14 protein-coding genes are annotated in these 18750 nt (G+C 60.4%); 1 reads left to right on the plus strand and 13 read right to left on the minus strand.

Features of this window, described 5'->3' with window-relative positions:
- Positions 1-17: 17 nt before the first annotated feature.
- Positions 18-2555: a PAS domain-containing protein gene (locus tag ACI77H_RS27770; RefSeq protein WP_407014970.1), complete on the minus strand. Its 2538-nt coding sequence runs from the start codon at positions 2553-2555 to the stop codon at positions 18-20.
- Between the two features lie 120 nt (positions 2556-2675).
- Between ACI77H_RS27770 and ACI77H_RS27775 the strand changes: the two genes are divergently transcribed.
- Positions 2676-3785, plus strand: a complete 1110-nt coding sequence (locus ACI77H_RS27775; protein ID WP_407015009.1) for a PilT/PilU family type 4a pilus ATPase — start codon at positions 2676-2678, stop codon at positions 3783-3785.
- Between the two features lie 47 nt (positions 3786-3832).
- On the opposite strand, the gene ACI77H_RS27780 is transcribed toward ACI77H_RS27775, so the two are convergent.
- The 12 genes from ACI77H_RS27780 to ACI77H_RS27835 form a co-directional block, all read right to left on the minus strand.
- Positions 3833-5788: an acetoacetate--CoA ligase gene (locus tag ACI77H_RS27780; RefSeq protein WP_407014972.1), complete on the minus strand. Its 1956-nt coding sequence runs from the start codon at positions 5786-5788 to the stop codon at positions 3833-3835.
- 138 nt (positions 5789-5926) lie between these two features.
- Positions 5927-6700, minus strand: a complete 774-nt coding sequence (gene hbdH, locus ACI77H_RS27785; protein WP_150630047.1) for a 3-hydroxybutyrate dehydrogenase — start codon at positions 6698-6700, stop codon at positions 5927-5929.
- Positions 6701-6707: 7 nt separating this feature from the next.
- Positions 6708-8099, minus strand: coding sequence for a GntP family permease (locus ACI77H_RS27790; RefSeq protein WP_407014973.1), 1392 nt, complete (start codon positions 8097-8099; stop codon positions 6708-6710).
- A gap of 295 nt (positions 8100-8394) precedes the next feature.
- Positions 8395-9804 carry a sigma-54 interaction domain-containing protein gene (locus tag ACI77H_RS27795; protein WP_407014975.1) on the minus strand — a complete coding sequence of 470 codons (1410 nt, stop codon included), beginning with the start codon at positions 9802-9804 and terminating at the stop codon, positions 8395-8397.
- A gap of 170 nt (positions 9805-9974) precedes the next feature.
- Positions 9975-11549: an ABC transporter ATP-binding protein gene (locus ACI77H_RS27800; protein WP_407014976.1), complete on the minus strand. Its 1575-nt coding sequence runs from the start codon at positions 11547-11549 to the stop codon at positions 9975-9977.
- Positions 11550-11563: 14 nt separating this feature from the next.
- The gene (locus ACI77H_RS27805; protein ID WP_150630039.1) at positions 11564-12586 is read right to left on the minus strand and encodes an ABC transporter permease; all 1023 of its coding nucleotides are present in this window, start codon (positions 12584-12586) and stop codon (positions 11564-11566) included.
- Positions 12586-13647, minus strand: a complete 1062-nt coding sequence (locus tag ACI77H_RS27810) for a microcin C ABC transporter permease YejB (RefSeq protein WP_407014977.1) — start codon at positions 13645-13647, stop codon at positions 12586-12588. Before ACI77H_RS27810 ends, ACI77H_RS27805 begins: the two co-directional genes overlap by 1 nt.
- Positions 13647-15515, minus strand: a complete 1869-nt coding sequence (locus ACI77H_RS27815) for an extracellular solute-binding protein (protein WP_407014978.1) — start codon at positions 15513-15515, stop codon at positions 13647-13649. The genes ACI77H_RS27810 and ACI77H_RS27815 overlap by 1 nt, the downstream gene beginning before the upstream one ends.
- 136 nt (positions 15516-15651) lie before the next feature.
- The gene (locus ACI77H_RS27820) at positions 15652-15933 is read right to left on the minus strand and encodes a peptidylprolyl isomerase (RefSeq protein ID WP_407014980.1); all 282 of its coding nucleotides are present in this window, start codon (positions 15931-15933) and stop codon (positions 15652-15654) included.
- Positions 15934-16016: 83 nt separating this feature from the next.
- Positions 16017-16898, minus strand: a complete 882-nt coding sequence (locus ACI77H_RS27825) for an esterase/lipase family protein (protein ID WP_407014981.1) — start codon at positions 16896-16898, stop codon at positions 16017-16019.
- Between the two features lie 226 nt (positions 16899-17124).
- A complete protein-coding gene (locus ACI77H_RS27830; protein WP_407014983.1) occupies positions 17125-18198 on the minus strand; it encodes a 3-deoxy-7-phosphoheptulonate synthase in 1074 nt (357 codons plus the stop codon).
- 338 nt (positions 18199-18536) lie between these two features.
- The gene (locus ACI77H_RS27835) at positions 18537-18665 is read right to left on the minus strand and encodes a hypothetical protein (protein ID WP_256581310.1); all 129 of its coding nucleotides are present in this window, start codon (positions 18663-18665) and stop codon (positions 18537-18539) included.
- Positions 18666-18750: the final 85 nt, after the last annotated feature.

Raw genomic sequence — 18750 nt, forward strand, 5'->3', positions numbered from 1 at the left:
CGCGATTATGCCTTAACTCACTCGGGTTGGCCGATCATCGTGCGAATCTTGTTGGCCAGCAGGTCAACCGAAAATGGTTTGGCCACCATGTCCATGCCTTCTTCAAGGAAACCCTGGCGCTCGGCGGCCATTTCCGCGTAACCGGTCATGAACAGCACTTTGAGCTCGGGACGGTGCTGACGGGCGATTTCTGCCAGTTGCCGACCGTTCATGCCCGGCAGCCCGACATCGGTTACCAGCAGATCAATCCGCAGACCGGATTCGAGCAGGGGCAGGGCCGCCTTCGCATCTTCGGCCTCGTGGGCGTGATAACCCAGCTCCTTGAGCAGATCGAATACCAGCATGCGCACCGCCGGATCGTCTTCGACCAACACCACGGTTTCCCCGGCCATCGCCGACGGCGCTTCGCCGATGGTCGGTGACAGCACATCTTTCTGCTCCACGCCGTGCAATCGCGGCAAGAACAGGCGCACGCTGGTGCCCTGGCCGGGCAGGCTGAACAGGCTCACGTGGCCACCCGACTGCTGGGCAAAACCGTAGATCATCGACAAACCCAACCCCGTGCCCTGGCCGATAGGTTTGGTGGTGAAGAATGGATCGAACGCCTTGGCCAACACTTTGGGGGTCATGCCGGTGCCGTTGTCACTGACGGCGATCATCAGATAATCGCCGGCCTTGACCGGTTCCAGAGTGTTTATGTCACTGCTGTCCAGATAGACATTGGCGGTTTCGATGCGCAACTCGCCGCCATCAGGCATGGCATCCCGTGCATTGATCACCAGGTTGAGCAGGGCGTTTTCCAGTTGGCTGACATCGGTGCTGATCGGCCATGCCTCATCGGCCAATTGCATTTTCAGTTCGATGTGATCGCCCTTGGTACGGCTGAGCAAGTCTTCCAGAGAATGAATCAGCTCGTTGGCGTTCAGCGGCTTGCGGTCCAGCGACTGGCGCCGGGAGAAGGCGAGCAGGCGATGGGTCAGGGCGGCCGCGCGATTGGCCGACGACACTGCCGCTTCGGTGAAACGGCCGATCTCGGCGGTACGCCCCTCGGCGATGTAGCGCTGCATCAGGTCAAGGCTGCCGATGATCCCGGTGAGCATGTTGTTGAAGTCATGGGCGATGCCACCGGTGAGCTGGCCGACCGCTTCCATTTTTTGCGCATGCCGCAAGGCGTCTTCGGCACGCTCGCGTTCGAACATTTCGTTCTGCAGGCGCTGGTTGGCTTCGGCCAATTGCTGGGTGCGGGCGGCGACGCGTTCCTCAAGGGTTTCATTGAGGTTGCGCAAGGCTTCTTCGGTCTGTTTGCGCACGGTTTCGTCGATGACGAAGATGTAGAAACCGTTCACCGCGCCATCCGGCCCGTGGCGCGGCAGATAATTCATCAAGGCTTGGCGGGTGCTGCCATCGCGGTGCGGCGTGCTGATGCTGAAGCAGCAGGTTGTGCCCGCCAGTGCGTCGGCGATGTATTCGGCGCGCAAGGCGTAGGCTTCTTCCCCCAGCACCTCATGAATGGTCCGACCGTAAAGCTCCTGAGGAGTCAGGCCATACCAGTCGAGGTAGGCCGCGTTGTTCAGGCGAAAGCGTTCTTCGCTGTCGACGTAACTGATCAGGATCGGCATGGCGTTGATGATCAGTTGCAGCTCGGTCTGACTCTGGCGCAAGGCCTGTTCGATGTGTTTTCGTTCGGTCAGGTCCAGCGCGGCGCCGAGGAAACGGATCGGCCGGCCATGGTGGTCCTTGTAGCAACGGCCCCGGGCAAATACCCAGTGCAACTGGCCGTCGGGTTGCAACAGGCGATATTCCTCGGCGTATTCGCTGCCGTGGGTAATGCACTGCTTGATACCGCGAGTGACCATCGAGCGGTCTTCCGGGTGCACCGCTTCGAGATAAGCACTGATGGGCAACTGGCTGGCGAGTAGCGGGTCGATGCCGTGCAATTGGGCGAAATGCGCATCGGCGATGAAGCGGTCTTCGCTGATGTCCCAGTCCCAGGTGCCGACCGCGTCGGTGGCGGCCAGCGCCAGTTGCAGGCGTTCCTCGGTCTCGCGCTGAGCTTTCAGGCTGGCGGCCGAACGCTGCTCCAGTTCGAGAGCAATGCGCCGGCGTTCGTTGGTTTCGATGGCCGTGACCAGAATCCCGGCGACCTCGGCGTGTTCATCGCGGATCGGACTGTAGGTCAAATCCAGCCAGAAGTCGGAATCATCCCCCTCACGTTGCAGGGTGAAGCGCTGTTCGCTGTAGGTCCGCACCTGGCCTTGTAGGACGGCGCTGTAAATCGGGTCGGTAAAGTCTTTGAGTTCTGGCCAGATCTGGTGCGTCGGTTGTCCGAAAGCGTGCGGATGCTTGCTGCCGGCCAGCAGGGCGAAGCCGTCGTTATAGATCTGCGTGAGTTCCGGCCCCCAGAGCAACAGCATCGGCATCGGTGAATGAATCACGATGTCCACCGCCGTGCGCAGGCTCTGCGGCCAGGCACTGGCGGCGCCGAGTGGGGTGCGTGTCCAGTCCAGTCTGGCAATCAAGGCCTGGGCATCGCTGCCGGTGAATGTTGCGTTCATCAAGGTGTCCTGCACGTCGGTCGGTGTGACGGCGTCTACTATCCTAGGGGAGGTAGACGCTGAATGACCGGTTTTCTCGGTCATCTCTGTTCATTGAATGCTTCGCGAGTGCTTTTTGCCATGGAAATCGATGCGCTGTTGAAGATCCTGTCCAGCCAGGAAGGGTCCGATTTGTACCTGTCCACCGGCGCGCCACCCTGCGCACGGTTCGACGGCGTAATCAGATCCTTGTCCGATCAGCCGTTCAAACCGGGGGAAATCGCCGCGATTGCCGCGTCCATCATGGACGCCGAACAGCGACTGGAGTTCGATCGAGAGCTGGAGATGAACCTGGCAATCTCTATGGCGGGTGTCGGGCGTTTTCGGGTCAATATTTTCAAGCAACGCAACGAGGTGTCGATTGTGGTGCGCAATATCAAACTCGACATTCCGCGTTTCGAAGACCTCAAGTTGCCCAGCGTATTGTTGGAAACGGTGATGCTCAAACAAGGGCTGATGCTGTTCGTCGGCGCCACCAACTCGGGCAAGTCGACCTCACTGGCGGCGTTGATCGATTACCGCAACCGTCATAGCAGCGGCCATATCGTCACCATTGAAGACCCGATCGAGTACATCCACCGGCACAAAAAATCGATCATCAATCAACGCGAGGTCGGCGTCGATACCCGCAGTTTTCGTGCAGCGTTGAAAAACACCCTGCGCCAGGCACCCGACGTGGTGCTGATCGGCGAGATCCGCGATCGCGAGACCCTGGAACACGCGCTGGCGTTTGCCGACACCGGGCATTTGGTGATTTCTACGTTACATGCCCATAACGCCCATCAGGCGCTGGATCGCATTATCAATTTGTTTCCGGAAGAACGGCGGACACAACTGCTGCATGACTTGGGCAACCATCTTAAAGCGTTCGTTTCCCAACGTCTGGTGCGCACCCGTGACGGACAACGCAGGGCGGCGGTAGAGGTGATGCTGGGCACGCCGACCATTGGCGACCTGATACGGCGCAATGAATTCGACGAGCTCAAAGGCATCATGGAAAAGTCGACGGAGCAGGGCATGCAGACGTTTGATTGCGCGCTGTACGCATTGGTGATCGAAGGTGCGATCGATGAAGAAGAGGCGTTGAAACATGCTGATTCGGTGAACAACTTGCGCCTGCGGCTGAAGCTGCATGCCGAAGCGTCACCCGGCCCCCATGCTCCGCCCGGCGAATGGGGCCTGATGGACTGACCCATATCCCCCTCTGCAGGCGCCGGCTCCTGCAAAGCGGGCGTGTTTCAGGTGTTGAGCTCGGGGCGATTGCGGAATTGCTCCAACGCTTCGGGATTGGCCAGCGCATCGGTGTTTTTCACCGGCTCGCCCTGCACCACATTCCTCACCGCCAACTCGACCACTTTGCCGCTGATCGTGCGCGGAATGTCGGTCACCGCGACAATCTTCGCCGGTACGTGGCGCGGCGTGGTGTTGGCGCGGATGACCTGGCGAATCTGCTGTTGCAGCGCCTCGTCCAGTTCGACCCCCTCGACCAGGCGCACGAACAGCACCACGCGCACGTCGTCCTGCCATTGCTGGCCGATGGCCACGCTGTCGGTGACCTGCGGGACTTTCTCCACCTGACGGTAAATCTCCGCCGTACCGATGCGCACGCCACCGGGGTTGAGGACCGCGTCCGAACGCCCGTGGATCATCATCGCGCCGTGAGCCAGTTGTTCGGCGTAATCGCCCTGGGCCCAGACGCCGGGGAACAGGCTGAAGTAAGAGGCGCGCAGCTTTTCCCCGGTCGGGTCGTTCCACAGGCCGATGGGCATGGCCGGGAAATGTCGGGTGCAGACCAGTTCACCTTTTTCGCCAATGACCGCAAGACCGGCATCGTTCCAGACCTCGACGGCCATACCGAGGCTCTTGCCCTGGATTTCGCCGCGACGCACGGCCAACAACGGATTGCCGTTTACGAAGCATGAAACGATGTCGGTGCCACCGGACATCGACGCCAGGCACACGTCGGCCTTGAGGTCGCGGTAGACGTAGTCGTAGCTTTGCGGCGACAGCGCAGAGCCGGTGCACAGCAGCGTTTCAAGGCTGCCCAGATCATGAGTTTGCCGCGGCTTCACGCCGTTGCTTTCCAGGGTCGCGAGGTATTTGGGGCTGGTGCCGAACACGCTGATGCGCTCGTCGTCGATCAGGTCGATCAAGCGCTCCGGGCCGGGATGAAAGGGCGAGCCGTCGTACAGCACCACGGCGCTGTCCACGGCCAGGGCCGACACCAGCCAGTTCCACATCATCCAGCCGCAGGTGGTGTAGTAAAACAACCGGTCGCCGGGCCCGAGATCGCAATGCAGGCCGTGTTCCTTGACGTGTTGCAACAGCACGCCGCCGGTGCTGTGGATGATGCATTTGGGCACGCCGGTGGTGCCACTGGAATAGAGGATGTACAGCGGATGGGCGAAGGGTACGGCGACGAACTCCGGTTCGCCGCCCGGTTCGTAGAACGCCTCCCAAAGTGTCACGTCCGCGTGGGTACGGAAGTCTTCGATGCGCGCCTGGGGGCGTGCGTAAGGCACCACGATCAGCTGTTGCAGTGAGGGCAGGCGTTCAAGGATTTCGTTGACCTTGGCGCGCTGGTCGATGTCTTTGCCGGCATAACGGTAACCGGCGCAGGCGATCAGCACTGTCGGTTCGATCTGGCCGAAGCGGTCGATGACGCCCTGGGTGCCGAAATCCGGCGAGGAGCAGGACCAGATTGCCCCGAGGCTGGTAGTGGCAAGCATGGCGACCAGGGTTTGCCAGGTGTTCGGCATGCACGCTGCGACGCGGTCGCCGAGGCCGACACCGGCGGCGATCAAGCTGTTCTGGAAACCGGCGACATGCTCGGCCAGTTCGGCCCAGGTCAGTTGTTCGCGCTGACCATTTTCGCCGATGGCGATCACGGCGACGGCATCGTCACGTCGGCGCAGCAGGTGTTCGGCGAAGTTCAGCGTCGCACCGGGAAACCACTGGGCGCTGGGCATGTGCTCGCCTTCAATCAGCACGGCGTGCGGTTGCGTGTGGAAGCGGATGTCGAAGAAATCGACGATGGCCTGCCAGAAGTCGACCCGTTGATCGATGGACCATTGGTGCAGGGCTGCATAGTCGGCAATGTCGAGGTGGTGTCGCTGATTGATGGAGTGCCGAAAGGCCTCCATGCGGGTCTTGCCGATGCGTTTGGTGTCAGGCTGCCAGAGGATGTCGGACATTTTTTGCCTCTTTTTTTTATCTCGAGATCCAATCGCTGGCAAGCCAGCTCCTACAGGTTATCGGTGTTTTCATGAGCGACGCATGACCTGTAGGAGCTGGCTTGCCAGCGATGAACGATAACGCGGTCCAGTGGCAGATTACTGCGCCAACCACCCACCATCGATATTCCACGCCGCACCGCGCACCTGGCTGCCGGCCTCGCTGCACAAAAACAGCACCAGTTCCCCCAGTTGCGGCGGCGTGACGAACTCCAGCGACGGCTGCTTTTCGGCGAGTAAATCGTGCTGCGCCTGCTGCGGATCAACCCCTTTGGCGATGCGGTCGTCAATCTGCTTCTGCACCAACGGGGTCAACACCCAGCCCGGACAGATTGCGTTGCAGGTCACATTCGTGGTGGCTGTTTCCAGGCCGACCACTTTGGTCAAACCGATCACCCCGTGCTTGGCCGCGACGTACGCTGCCTTGCCCACCGAACCCACCTGGCCATGCACCGAGGCGATATTGATAACCCGGCCCCACCCCTTGGCGCGCATGCCCGGCAGGCTCAAACGGGTGCTGTGAAACACCGACGACAGGTTGATCGCAATGATCGAATCCCAGCGCTCCACGGGAAAATCTTCCACCGCCGCCACGTGCTGAATGCCGGCGTTGTTGACCAGAATGTCCACGCCACCGAACTCGCGCTCGGCGTAGGCGATCATGTCGGCAATCTGCGCCGGGTCGCTGACATCGGCGGGGTGATGACCGACCTTGCCGCCGAACTGTTCGACCTCGGCAATCACTGTCGAGGCATCGCCGAAACCGTTGAGAATCAGGTTGGCGCCCGCCTTGGCCAGGCTGAGGGCGATGCCCAGGCCGATGCCGCTGGTGGAACCGGTGACCAGAGCGGTCTTGCCCGAAAGAGTCGTCATGAATACCTCACACAATGCCAGTGGCGTAGAAAGTACCGATCACCACAAAAACCGCCAGGGTCTTGATCAGCGTAATACAGAAAATGTCTTTGTAGGCTTCGCGGTGGGTCAGGCCGGTGACCGCCAGCAAGGTGATGACTGCGCCGTTGTGCGGCAGGGTGTCCATCCCGCCACTGGCCATCGCGGCCACCCGGTGCAGCACCTCCAGAGGGATGTTGGCTGCATGGGCTGCGGCGATGAAGTCATTGGCCATGGCGGCCAGCGCGATGCTCATGCCGCCCGAGGCGGAGCCGGTGATGCCGGCCAGCAGGGTCACGGTAATCGCTTCGTTGACCAGCGGGTTGGGAATGCTTTTGAGCCAGTCGGCCAGCACCAGGAAGCCCGGAAGCGAGGCGATCACCGCACCAAAACCGTACTCCGACGCGGTGTTCATCGCTGCCAGCAAAGAACCGCTGACCGCACTTCTGCTGCCTTCGGCCAACTTGCCGCGAATCGCCTGGAAGCCGAACACCAGCACCATGATGATGCCGACCAGCAAGGCTGCCTGAACCGCCCAGATGGCTGTGAGTTTGGCGACTTCGGTGGTCACCGGTGCCGCCATGCCGGGCAGCGCGAGGCTGTGGGTCTTGCCGTACCACTGGGGAATCCACTGGGTAAACAACAGGTTCATGATGCCGACGGCCAACAGCGGCGACAGCGCGATCCACGGATTGGGAAGTTTGATGTCAGCAGCGGTTTCCGGCTCGTTGCGCAGTTCGGTGCCGTAGCCTTCACCCGAAAGCTGAGCCTTGTTGCGTTGGCGCTGCAGAAACAACATGCCGGCGCAGACCACGAAGATTGAGCCGATCAAACCCAGCCACGGCGCCGCCCACGCGGTGGTGTTGAAGAAGGTGCTGGGGATGATGTTCTGGATTTGCGGGGTGCCGGGCAAGGCGTCCATGGTGAACGAGAAGGCGCCGAGGGCGATGGTCGCCGGGATCAGGCGCTTGGGAATATTGCTCTGGCGGAACATTTCGGCCGCGAACGGGTAGACCGCAAACACCACCACAAACAGCGACACGCCGCCGTAAGTGAGCAGGGCGCAGACCAGCACGATCACCAGCATTGCCTGACGGGTGCCGAGCAAGCGAATCGCTGCCGCCACGATGGAACGCGAGAAACCCGACAACTCAATCAGTTTGCCGAACACCGCACCGAGCAGGAACACCGGGAAATACAGTTTGATGAAGCCGACCATTTTTTCCATGAACACCCCGGTGAAGGCGGGGGCGACGGCGGAAGGATCGGTGAGCAGAACGGCGCCGAGGGCGGCAATCGGGGCAAAGAGGATAACGCTGTAGCCACGGTAGGCCGCAAGCATCAGCAGCGCGAGAGCTGCCAAGGCAATGATCACACTCATGGTGTGTCTCCTGGATTGTTATTTTTGTGGGGTGAAACTGTGTGGGGAGGGCTTTAGCGAGTTTCGTGCCAGACATGCAACATGTTGAAATATAAGGATTTTTATGGGTTTTTTAGAGGCGGACTAAAAGATATGTCTCTATTTTGAGATTTTTGTGATGTTGATGGCCTCATCGCCGGCAAGCCGGCTCCTACACGAGATCGCATTCACACCACCAAACCTGCAGGAGCCGGCTTGCCGGCGATGAGCGCGCAGCGCTCCAAGGGCATGTCCAGCAATGGAGATTAATGTCTCTTTAAAGAGACTCGACAATCCCCAACGCCACCATTTTCTTGTACAACGTCGACCGCCCAAGCCCCAACCGTGCCGCCGCTTCAATCACCTTGCCTCCGCATTGCGCGAGGGCCGATTCAATCAGTTGCCGGTCAAATCGTTCACGCGCTTCACTAAACGTCTCGTGTGACGCAGCCTTCAACGGCGCTACACGCTCCACCGGCGTGAACGTGCCAATCGCCGTGCGGATATCCATGGCATTCAACATCAGATCGTCACTGAGCAATGCCGCCCGTTCCAGCACATTGCGCAACTCGCGAATATTCCCCGGCCAGGCGTGTTCAGCCAGCAACGCCAGCGCCTCGCGGTTCAGTTCGTGCTGACTGCGCAACTCCTCAAGGATGGCTTCACTGAGTGCCGGCAAATCGTCGAGACGATCACGCAGCGGCGGCACCTGGATCGGCAGCACATTGAGGCGGTAATACAAGTCGGCGCGAAACTCGCCGCGTTTGATCGCGGCTTCAAGGTCGGTGGAGGTCGCGGCGATCACCCGCACATCGCTCTGAATCACTTCGTTGGACCCGACCGGTTCGAATTCCTTTTCCTGCAGCACCCGCAGCAACTTGCTTTGCAGCGGCAGTGGCATGTCGCCGATCTCATCGAGAAACAGCGTGCCGCCCTGGGCAATCTGCAACTTGCCGACGCGGCCCTTGCGATCGGCACCGGTAAACGCGCCGGGGGCGGTGCCGAAGAATTCGGCCTCGAGCAGCGCCTCGGGAATCGCTGCGCTGTTGATGCTGACGAACGCCTTGTGCGCACGCGGCGACGCCCCGTGAATCGCCTGCGCCAGCAGCTCTTTGCCGGTGCCGGTTTCGCCCAGCAGCAAAACCGGAGAGTCAGCACTGGCGCTGCGCCGGGCCCGGCGTTTGACTTCGAGGCTGGCCGCGCTGGTGCCGATAAAATGGGCGAAGTTGTATTTGGTTTGCCGCGCGCGCAGCAGCGAGCGGGTGGAGGCCAGTTCCTCCTGCATGCTCATGTAGCGCTTGAGCATCGGCGAAAGGCTGCGCAACTCATCGAACAACGCAAAGCCAATCGCGCCGATCACCACGCCGGCGTCGTCGTGGATCGGCAGGCGCATCACCACCAACGGTTCTTTGGGGGTGTCCTGCATGTCGAGCAGAATCGGCCGTCCGGTGCGCACCACCTCACGCAGCAGGCTGCCGGGGATCACGCTTTCGCAGGCCTTGCCGATCGCCACTTGCGCCGACTCCAGGCCGAAGCGTCGGGCGTAACGTTCGTTCATCCAGACGATGTTCGCGTCGCGATCGACAATCACCGTGCCTTCGCTGGACTGCTCGATGATCTCGAACAGCGAACGGATCGCCAGCAGGCGAACGCGCTGGTAATCCTTGAGGCTTTCGGTGGTGTTCATGTCGGCTGATCCTGATTGTGTATTGCTTGTACTGACGCCATCGCGGGCAAGCCCGGCTCCCACAGGTGTCGCGGTGTGACCACTGTATTGGTGAGCACCGCAGAACCTGTGGGAGGCGGGCTTGCCCGCGACGGCGGCGGCTCGGTCCAAAGCCGGGCACTGGATTATGCCTACTGCAGATGCGCCGCCGCCAACAGCTCTTTGGTGTACGGATGCTGCGGCGAATCAAACACGTCGTGGCTGGCACCACTTTCCACCACCTTGCCGTCCTTGATCACGATCATGTCGTGGGCGAGGGCGCGCACCACCGCCAGGTCGTGGCTGATAAACAGGTACGTCAGGCCGTGTTTTTCCTGGAGCTGGCGAAGCAGGGCAACCACCTGTTTTTGCACCGTGCGGTCCAGCGCCGAGGTCGGTTCGTCGAGCAGGATCAGTGCCGGTTTCAGCACCAGTGCCCGGGCGATGGCGATGCGTTGGCGCTGGCCACCGGAGAATTCGTGGGGATAGCGATGACGACTTTGCGGGTCGAGACCGACTTCCTCCAGTGCCCGAATCACTTCGGCCTTGCATTCCTCCGCCGTCAACTGGCTATGCACCTCCAGGCCTTCACTGATGATCTGCGCCACGGACATTCGTGGGCTCAGGCTGCCGAAAGGGTCCTGGAACACCACCTGCATTTTCTTGCGCCACGGCCGCAGCTGCTTTTGTGTCAAACCGTCCAGCGCTTCACCCTGAAAACGAATACTGCCTTCGGAGTCGAGCAGACGCAGGATCGCCTGGCCGAGCGTCGACTTGCCCGAGCCGGATTCACCGACAATGCCCAATGTCTTGCCACGCTGGACATTCAGGCTGATGCCGTCCACGGCCTGCAAGTACGTTTTGCGCTGAAACAGTCCGCCACTGAGGGCGAAGCGCACGCAAAGATTGTCCACTTCCAGAACATTCTCGCGCTCGTCCCGGGGCAGCGCCTGGCCTTCCGGTTCGGCGTTCAGCAGCACGCAGCTGTAGGGGTGTTTCGGCTCGGTGAACAGCGTTTCGCACGGCGCTTGTTCAACGATTTCCCCGGCTTTCATCACGCACACGCGCTGAGCGATGCTGCGCACCAGATTGAGGTCGTGGCTGATCAGCAACAATGACATGCCGAGCCGTTGTTGCAGGGACTTGAGCAGGATCAGGATCTTGCGCTGCACCGTAACGTCGAGCGCGGTGGTGGGTTCGTCGGCGATCAGCAACTCCGGCTCGCAGGCCAGTGCCATCGCGATCATCACCCGTTGCCGTTGCCCGCCGGAAAGTTGATGCGGATAAGCCTTGAGCCGTTCTTTGGGCTTCTGGATGCCCACGAGGTGCAGCAACTCCAGAATCCGCGCCTGCGCGGCTTTGCCGGTCAGACCCTTGTGCAGCAGCAGGGTTTCGCCGATCTGCTTTTCAATGCTGTGCAGCGGATTGAGCGAGGTCATCGGCTCCTGGAAGATCATCGCAATGCGGTTACCGCGCAACTCCCGCAACACCTTCGATGAGGCGCCGAGCAGCTCCTTGCCACGATAGCGGATGCTGCCGGTGGTTTCGGTGCCGGTCTCGGGCAGCAATTGCAGAATCGAGTGCGCGGTCACCGATTTGCCGGAACCCGACTCACCCACCAGCGCCAGGCATTCACCGGGGCGGATGTCCAGACACAGGTTACGCACCACGGTCTGGCCGCTGAAGGCCACGCTGAGGTCACGGATTTCGATCAGGTTGTTACTCATATCAACAGTCCGCGTCAGGATCGAGGGTCAAAGGCATCTCGCAACGCCTCGCCGATAAACACCAGTAAAGACAGGATCAGCGCCAGGGTGAAAAACGCGGTCAATCCCAGCCACGGCGCTTGCAGGTTCTGCTTGCCCTGACCGATCAATTCGCCCAGCGAGGCGCTGCCGGCCGGCATGCCGAAGCCGAGGAAGTCCAGCGCGGTGAGCGTCGAAATGGCCCCGGTCAAAATGAACGGCAGGTAGCTCAGCGTCGCGTTCATCGCGTTGGGCAGGATGTGCCGCACGATGACTTTGCGGTCGGTCAGGCCTAATGCACGCGCGGCTTTGACGTATTCGAGGTTGCGCCCGCGCAGGAACTCGGCACGCACCACGTCCACCAGCGCCAGCCAGGAAAACAACGCCATGATTCCCAGTAGCCACCAGAAATTCGGCTCGACAAACCCCGACAGAATGATCAGCAGGTACAACACCGGCAGACCCGACCAGACCTCCAGCAAACGCTGACCGATCAGGTCGACCCAGCCGCCGTAATAGCCTTGCAGCGCGCCGGCGGCGATGCCGATCAGTGCGCTGACAACGGTCAGCATCAGCGCAAACAGAATCGACACCCGCGCGCCAAAAATCACCCGCGCCAACACGTCGCGCGCCTGGTCGTCGGTGCCCAGCCAATTCACATTCGAGGGTGGGCTCGGCGCGGGTTTGTTCAAGTCATAGTTGGGCGTGTCGTCGCTGAAAGGGATCGGCGGGAACAGTAACCAGCCGCCGTCCTTTTTGATCAGCTTCTGCACATAGTCGCTGCGATAATCCGCCTGGAACGGCAATTGCCCGCCGAATTCCTGCTCGGTGTAACGCTTGAAAGCCGGGAAGTACAGCGAGCCTTGATAACTGACCACCAGCGGTTTGTCGTTGGCGATCAGCTCGCCGCCGAGGGTCAGCATAAACAGGCCGATAAACAACCACAGCGACCACCAGCCACGGCGGTTTTTCTTGAATCGTTCGAAACGGCGACGCGCCAACGGCGAAAGCTTGAGCATCAGGCGTTCCTCGCGGCGAAGTCAATGCGCGGGTCGACCAGCGTGTAGCACAGGTCGCCAACCAGTTTTATCAGGAGGCCGAACAGCGTGAAGATGAACAGCGAACCGAACACCACCGGATAGTCCCGCGACACCGCCGCTTCGTAGCTCATGCGGCCCAGGCCATCGAGGGAGAAGATCACTTCGATCAGCAGTGAGCCGGCGAAAAACACACTGATGAACGCCTGGGGAATCCCCGATACCACCAACAGCATCGCGTTGCGGAACACGTGGCCGTAGATCACGCGGCGTTCGCTCATGCCTTTGGCCCGCGCCGTGACCACGTACTGGCGGGTGATTTCATTGAGGAAGGAATTTTTGGTCAGGATGGTCAATGTGGCAAATCCACCGATCACCAGCGACGTGACGGGCAACACCAGATGCCAGAAGTAGTCGGCGATCTTGCCCACGGTGGACAGCGATTCAAAGTTGTCCGAGACCAGGCCGCGCACCGGGAACCAGTTCAGCGACGTGCCGCCGGCGAACACCACGATCAGGAACATCGCAAACAGGAACGCCGGCATCGCGTAGCCAATGATGATCGCGGTGCTGCTCCATATATCGAAATGGCTGCCGTGGTGCACGGCTTTGCGGATGCCCAGCGGGATCGACACCAGATAGGTGATCAGCGTGGCCCAGAGTCCGAGGGAAATGGTCACCGGCATTTTTTCGAGGATCAGGTCGGTGACCGTGGCACCACGGAAAAAGCTCTTGCCGAAGTCCAGTTGCGCATAGCTTTTGAGCATCAGCCACAAGCGTTCGTGGGCCGGTTTGTCGAAACCGTACTGTTTTTCGATCTCCTTGATCAGTTGCGGGTCGAGGCCGCGACTGGCTCGCGAACTGCCGCTCATGACTTCGCTGGACCCGCCGCCGACGCTGGCGCCGCCGATGCCTTGCAGGTGCGCGATCGCCTGTTCCACCGGGCCGCCCGGTGCGGCCTGAACGATGACAAAGTTGACCAGCAGAATGATTACCAGCGTCGGAATGATCAGCAGCAGGCGCCGCAGAATATAAGCCCACATCAGTGCGGCCCTCCGGGTTTGCCGCGCTTGATCAGTTCGGCGGTCATTTGTTGGTTGGTCAGCGGCGTGGTGCTCACTTCCCACCAACTCTCGATGGCTTCGTCATTGGCCGCTTGCACGCTGGGAATGCCGAAACGGTTCCACCACACGGTCGAACTGCCCGGCGGGTAATAGTTGGGAATCCAGTAGTAGTTCCATTGCAGCACCCGGTCGAGGGCGTGGGCGTAGCGCAACATGTCGGCCTGGGTGGTGGCGCGGACGAGGCCGTTGACCAGCGTATCGACCGCCGGATTCTTCAACACCATGTAATTGTTGGAGCCCGGATCGTTGGCCGCTGCCGAACCAAAGTAATTGTTCAACTCGTTGCCCGGCGACGTGGTGACCGGGTAGCCGGTGACGATCATGTCGTAATCCCGGGACATCAGGCGATTGACGTACTGCGACGAGTCGATGCGGCGGATGTTCAGGTCAATGCCGATTTGCTTCAGCGTTCGCTTGTAGGGCAGCAGCAGACGGTCCATGCCGTTCTGGCTGACCAGGAAGGTAAAGCTCAGCGGCTTGCCCTCGGTATTCACCAGTTGATCGCCATCGGGTGTCCAGCCGGCCTGTTCGAGCAACGCCAGCGCTTGCAGTTGTTTGTCGCGGATAACGCCACTGCCGTCGGTTTTCGGTGCCTCGAAGACTTTAGTGAATACTTCGTCGGGGATCTGTCCGCGCAAGGGTTCAAGAATCGCCAGTTCGGCGGCATCCGGCAGGCTACGGGCGGCGAGGTCGGTGTTGGAGAAAAAGCTCTGCTGGCGGATATAGAGGTCGCGCATCATCTGCCGGTTGCTCCATTCGAAATCCCACAGCATCACCAGCGCCTGACGGACGCGGCGATCCTGGAACATCGGGTTTTGCAGATTGAACACAAAGCCCTGGGCCGGCTGCGGCGCTTCTCTGGCCAGGTGCGACTTTTGCAGGCGACCGTCGCTGAGGGCCGGGCTTTCGTAGCCGATGGAATAACCGGTGGCGGAGAATTCACGGTTGTAGTCGTAGGCTCCGCCGCGCAGCACCTGACGCGCCACATCGGTATCACCGAAGTACTCGATGCTGAAGTGATCGAAATTGTAGAGCCCACGGCTGACTGGGAGGTCCTTGCCCCACCAGTCCGGATTGCGTTCGAAGGTGATGCTGCGTCCGGAATCGACCTTGCTCACCTTGTACGGGCCGCTGCCCAGGGGGGGCTCGTAACCACCGCCGCTGGCGAAGTCACGGGTTTTCCACCAGTGCTCGGGAAACACCGGCAAGGTCGCGATGTCGAGGGGCAGGGTGCGGTTTTCGTTGCTCTTGAAGTCGAAACGAACGGTGCCCGGCGATTCCACTTCGACGCCTTTGACGTCGGCGAATTGCGTGCGATAACGCAGGCTGCCCTGGGTCATCAGCAGGTCGAAGGTGTAGCGCACGTCTTCGGCGGTGATCGGCTTGCCGTCGGCGAAGCGGGCCTTGGGGTTGAGGTAGAAGCGCAACGATAACCCGTCGTCCGAACGCTCCATTTTCTGCGCCACCAGACCGTATACGGTGTAAGGCTCGTCCTGCGAGCGCTGGGCCAGCGGCGAATAGATCAAGCCGTCGATCTGCGACACGCCGATGCCTTTGTCTATATAAGGCAGGACATGGTCGAAATGCCCGATCTCGATCGCCGAGCGACGCATCGTGCCGCCCTTGGGCGCTTGCGGATTGGTGTAGGCAAAATGACTGAAGCCGGCAGGGTATTTCGCCGGCTCGCCGTAGACGGTCAGCGCATGTTGCGGTGCGGCGTTCACACCGGCGGCGCCCAACAACAGGGCCACGGCAGTGAACAACAAAGTAGGGAAAGCCAGTCGCATTGTCAGCCTTAGAGCCGGGTAATCGATAACCGTAATTTGTACGCTAGCGGCGCGTCCCTCGCCAGCCGTATCACGTACCCGAAACACGACGGCCCGCCAAAAGGCGGGCCGTTGTGCTTGAAACTTCGCGAATCACTTAGTCCTGACGGCTGGTCACTTCGAGCAAGTGGAAACCGAACTGGGTCTTGACCGGGCCTTGCACGACGTTGATCGGTGCGCTGAAGACCACGGTGTCGAATTCCTTGACCATCTGGCCTGGACCGAACGAACCCAGATCACCGCCCTGACGGCTCGACGGGCAAGTGGAGTTGGCTTTGGCAACGTCGGCGAAGTCGGCGCCAGCCTCGATTTGGGCTTTGAGTTCGTTGCACTTGTCTTCGCTGGCAACCAGGATGTGACGGGCAGTGGCTTTAGCCATGGAAAAATACTCCTTTCAATGTTCAGTAAGGTGCTCAGCCTACCGGATTCAGTAGTCTATTTCTCCTCAAAGTTCCGACCGGCTCACAGACCCGCCGTGCGCAAACGTTCGGCATGTCGCACGTACAGTTCAATCGGATCGATGTCTTTACGAGCCCGACCGACTGTCTGGCTGACGCTGTCCAGATGATCCAGCGGATAGTCGGAGCGGATCACCTTGCCCAAATGAGAGCTGAAACGGCCGACCATGCCGTCGTTCTGCTCGGCCTCGATGGTGAAGTACCGGGCAAAAGCCCGGAAACATCCATTCAGTGGGTCAAGTGCATTGAGCCCTTCATCGAGGAGGTTGCCCTGAAGGGTGCCGCTCCAGGAGTAGTAGCGAACGCCGTTGACCCGCTCGCTGCCCTTACCACCCCAGGTCTTCGGCAGCCCTTGAGGATACTTCTCGTTAAACGCACTGACGCCTTCAGTGGTCAAGGCATTGAGCGCTGCGATCGCGTTTTGCGGCAGATGGCGGTCGCCACTCAGTAAGGAAAGGAAGTCAGCGAATAAAGTGGCCACCTTTTCGGCGACCTGCTCCGGCAGGTGCCCGGGCGTCAGCGCCTTGCGCAAAAAATCCGCCAATTCCGAACCATGGTTGGGCCCGCTGATGGAGGTCACCGATGCAACGATCTCCGGCGCTATCGCTGCGGCATATCGGGCGGCCAGCGCACCCTGGCTGTGTCCGATCAGGTTGACCTTGTCTGCACCGGTGCCTTCCAGCACCCGTTCGATCTGTGCCAGAAGCTGTTCACCGCGAGCCTCATTGGTATGGGTAGCCGACAGGTGCGGGATGAACACCCTGGCGCCGGCGCTCCTGAGGGTTCGCTTGATGTCATGGAACAGTTCGAATGGGCCGATCCGCTCGAAACCAAACAGGCCGTGGACCAACAGGATGGGATGGAGAGTGCTTGCATTCCGTTGCATGTTCGTACCTTTTCGCGGGAGTTCGTGGGTGTGTTCGAGGCCCACTCTAAAGCACTCGAACGTTTGCGCGATGTATGAAAAAGCCGCTGTGAACTGGTGAAAACGGAATAGGAAATGTACGTAAACTCGAATCAACACGAGGTCTTTTTCGGAGTATTCGGACGTCCTTCAATCGGAGGTAGCGCAGAGTTCTGCAATGACCTACCTCCGAAATGTCATTTGCCTGTCAGCCGTGTGTCGCCCGCAACCGATCCGCCGCCGAACGCAACAACGCCTCCGTCCCGTCCCATCCGAGGCAGCCATCCGTCACCGATACTCCGTACTGAAGCGACGGACTCAACGGCTGGCAACCCTCGAACAGATGGCTCTCGATCATCATCCCGATCAGCGAGCGATCACCTTGCAAACGTTGTTCAAGCACATCGTTGAACACCGCCGGTTGCCGCAACGGGTCTTTGCCGCTGTTGGCGTGGCTGCAATCGACCATGATCCGTGCCGGGATCTTCAGTTTGGCCAAGTCGCTGTTCACTTGGGCGACGCTGTCGCGGTCGTAGTTCGGGCCGCGATGGCCGCCGCGCAGTACCAGATGGGTATCGGGATTGCCCGGGGTCTGAATGATTGCAGGGTGCCCCTGACTGTCTATTCCGAAATGCCGATGCGGATGGGCGGCCGAGCGCATGGCGTCGCTGGCAACGGCCACACCGCCGTCGGTGCCGTTTTTGAAGCCGACCGGCATGCTCAGGCCGCTGGCCATTTCCCGGTGGATCTGCGATTCGGTGGTGCGGGCGCCAATGGCGACCCAACTGAGCAGGTCGTCGAAGTAACCGGCGGCCATCGGTTGCAGCAGTTCGGTGGCAATCGGCAAGCCGAGTCGAAGCATTTCGCGCATCAGCTCCCGGGACAGGGTCAGGCCGCCGGCCATGTCATCGCTGCCGTCCAGGTGCGGATCGTAGGCCAGGCCTTTCCAGCCGACGGTGGTGCGGGGTTTTTCAACGTAGGCGCGCATCACCAGCAACATTTCATCGCTGACGTCAGCAGCGAGGCGGGCGAGGTGACTGGCGTATTCGAGGGCGGACTGCGAATCGTGAATCGAGCAAGGGCCGACGATGACCAGCAAACGGGAGTCTTCACCGTTGAGAATCGCGCGGACCGCATCGCGGTGGGCGGCGACTTGCCGGGTCAGGGCGTTGCTGAGGGGCAGTTGCTGTTTGAGTTGCAATGAGCTCGGCAGGCGCAAGGTCAGCGCTTCATTGGCAGGGCTCAGGGTGGACAGCGGCAAAGCAGAGACGGACGAGTTCATGTTCAGGCTTCCTGGGCGGGCGGCGGGTTTGTTCCCGCGCGCTCGGCCCTACTGGGGTGTTCGACAATTGGCCGGATTGGCTGCGTGTGTGTGCTGCTTGCCACCTGTGGGTGACCGATCGGAGGCGGCAGGCTGTCCCGAGCGGAGGCTGCTAAATCGCCAGGCGGTAAAACTGTCGTGACGGTAATAAATGGCGTAGTTCATGTCGTAAATCCTCAAAGTGTCTGGCTGTTGCTAAAAAGTTTGGGGCCGAAAAAACAAAACCCCCGATCGGGAAGCCGACCGGGGGTTGAGAATTCTCTGGTGGCGACCCGTTTAAAGTGGGCGCCGTGTGGGTATCAGGCGCGCCAGTGGCTAAACCAATACCCAAAATAAAAGCTGACCGGAGCGCAAACGTCATTCACCCGGGCAGCCGCAACCGAGCGCAGGGCGCTGACGGTACGAAGCTGTGAGAGGGTGTTGAACATGGTCTGTCTCCGATGGATGCGCCGAGCTTACTAGAGGCCGGTACATGGATTCAATCACAAATTGCTATCGATCAGTCGTGGCGTT

Origin of the sequence: Pseudomonas sp. O230 (genome assembly GCF_045447035.1) — a bacterium.
GTDB lineage: Bacteria > Pseudomonadota > Gammaproteobacteria > Pseudomonadales > Pseudomonadaceae > Aquipseudomonas.

Bases quoted from the DNA above. Each gene is read 5' to 3' on its own strand.
- ACI77H_RS27770 (WP_407014970.1), bottom strand. From the start codon at position 2,555: ATGAACGCAACATTCACCGGCAGCGATGCCCAGGCCTTGATTGCCAGA.
- ACI77H_RS27775 (WP_407015009.1), top strand. From the start codon at position 2,676: ATGGAAATCGATGCGCTGTTGAAGATCCTGTCCAGCCAGGAAGGGTCC.
- ACI77H_RS27780 (WP_407014972.1), bottom strand. From the start codon at position 5,788: ATGTCCGACATCCTCTGGCAGCCTGACACCAAACGCATCGGCAAGACC.
- hbdH (WP_150630047.1), bottom strand. From the start codon at position 6,700: ATGACGACTCTTTCGGGCAAGACCGCTCTGGTCACCGGTTCCACCAGC.
- ACI77H_RS27790 (WP_407014973.1), bottom strand. From the start codon at position 8,099: ATGAGTGTGATCATTGCCTTGGCAGCTCTCGCGCTGCTGATGCTTGCG.
- ACI77H_RS27795 (WP_407014975.1), bottom strand. From the start codon at position 9,804: ATGAACACCACCGAAAGCCTCAAGGATTACCAGCGCGTTCGCCTGCTG.
- ACI77H_RS27800 (WP_407014976.1), bottom strand. From the start codon at position 11,549: ATGAGTAACAACCTGATCGAAATCCGTGACCTCAGCGTGGCCTTCAGC.
- ACI77H_RS27805 (WP_150630039.1), bottom strand. From the start codon at position 12,586: ATGCTCAAGCTTTCGCCGTTGGCGCGTCGCCGTTTCGAACGATTCAAG.
- ACI77H_RS27810 (WP_407014977.1), bottom strand. From the start codon at position 13,647: ATGTGGGCTTATATTCTGCGGCGCCTGCTGCTGATCATTCCGACGCTG.
- ACI77H_RS27815 (WP_407014978.1), bottom strand. From the start codon at position 15,515: ATGCGACTGGCTTTCCCTACTTTGTTGTTCACTGCCGTGGCCCTGTTG.
- ACI77H_RS27820 (WP_407014980.1), bottom strand. From the start codon at position 15,933: ATGGCTAAAGCCACTGCCCGTCACATCCTGGTTGCCAGCGAAGACAAG.
- ACI77H_RS27825 (WP_407014981.1), bottom strand. From the start codon at position 16,898: ATGCAACGGAATGCAAGCACTCTCCATCCCATCCTGTTGGTCCACGGC.
- ACI77H_RS27830 (WP_407014983.1), bottom strand. From the start codon at position 18,198: ATGAACTCGTCCGTCTCTGCTTTGCCGCTGTCCACCCTGAGCCCTGCC.
- ACI77H_RS27835 (WP_256581310.1), bottom strand. From the start codon at position 18,665: ATGTTCAACACCCTCTCACAGCTTCGTACCGTCAGCGCCCTGCGCTCG.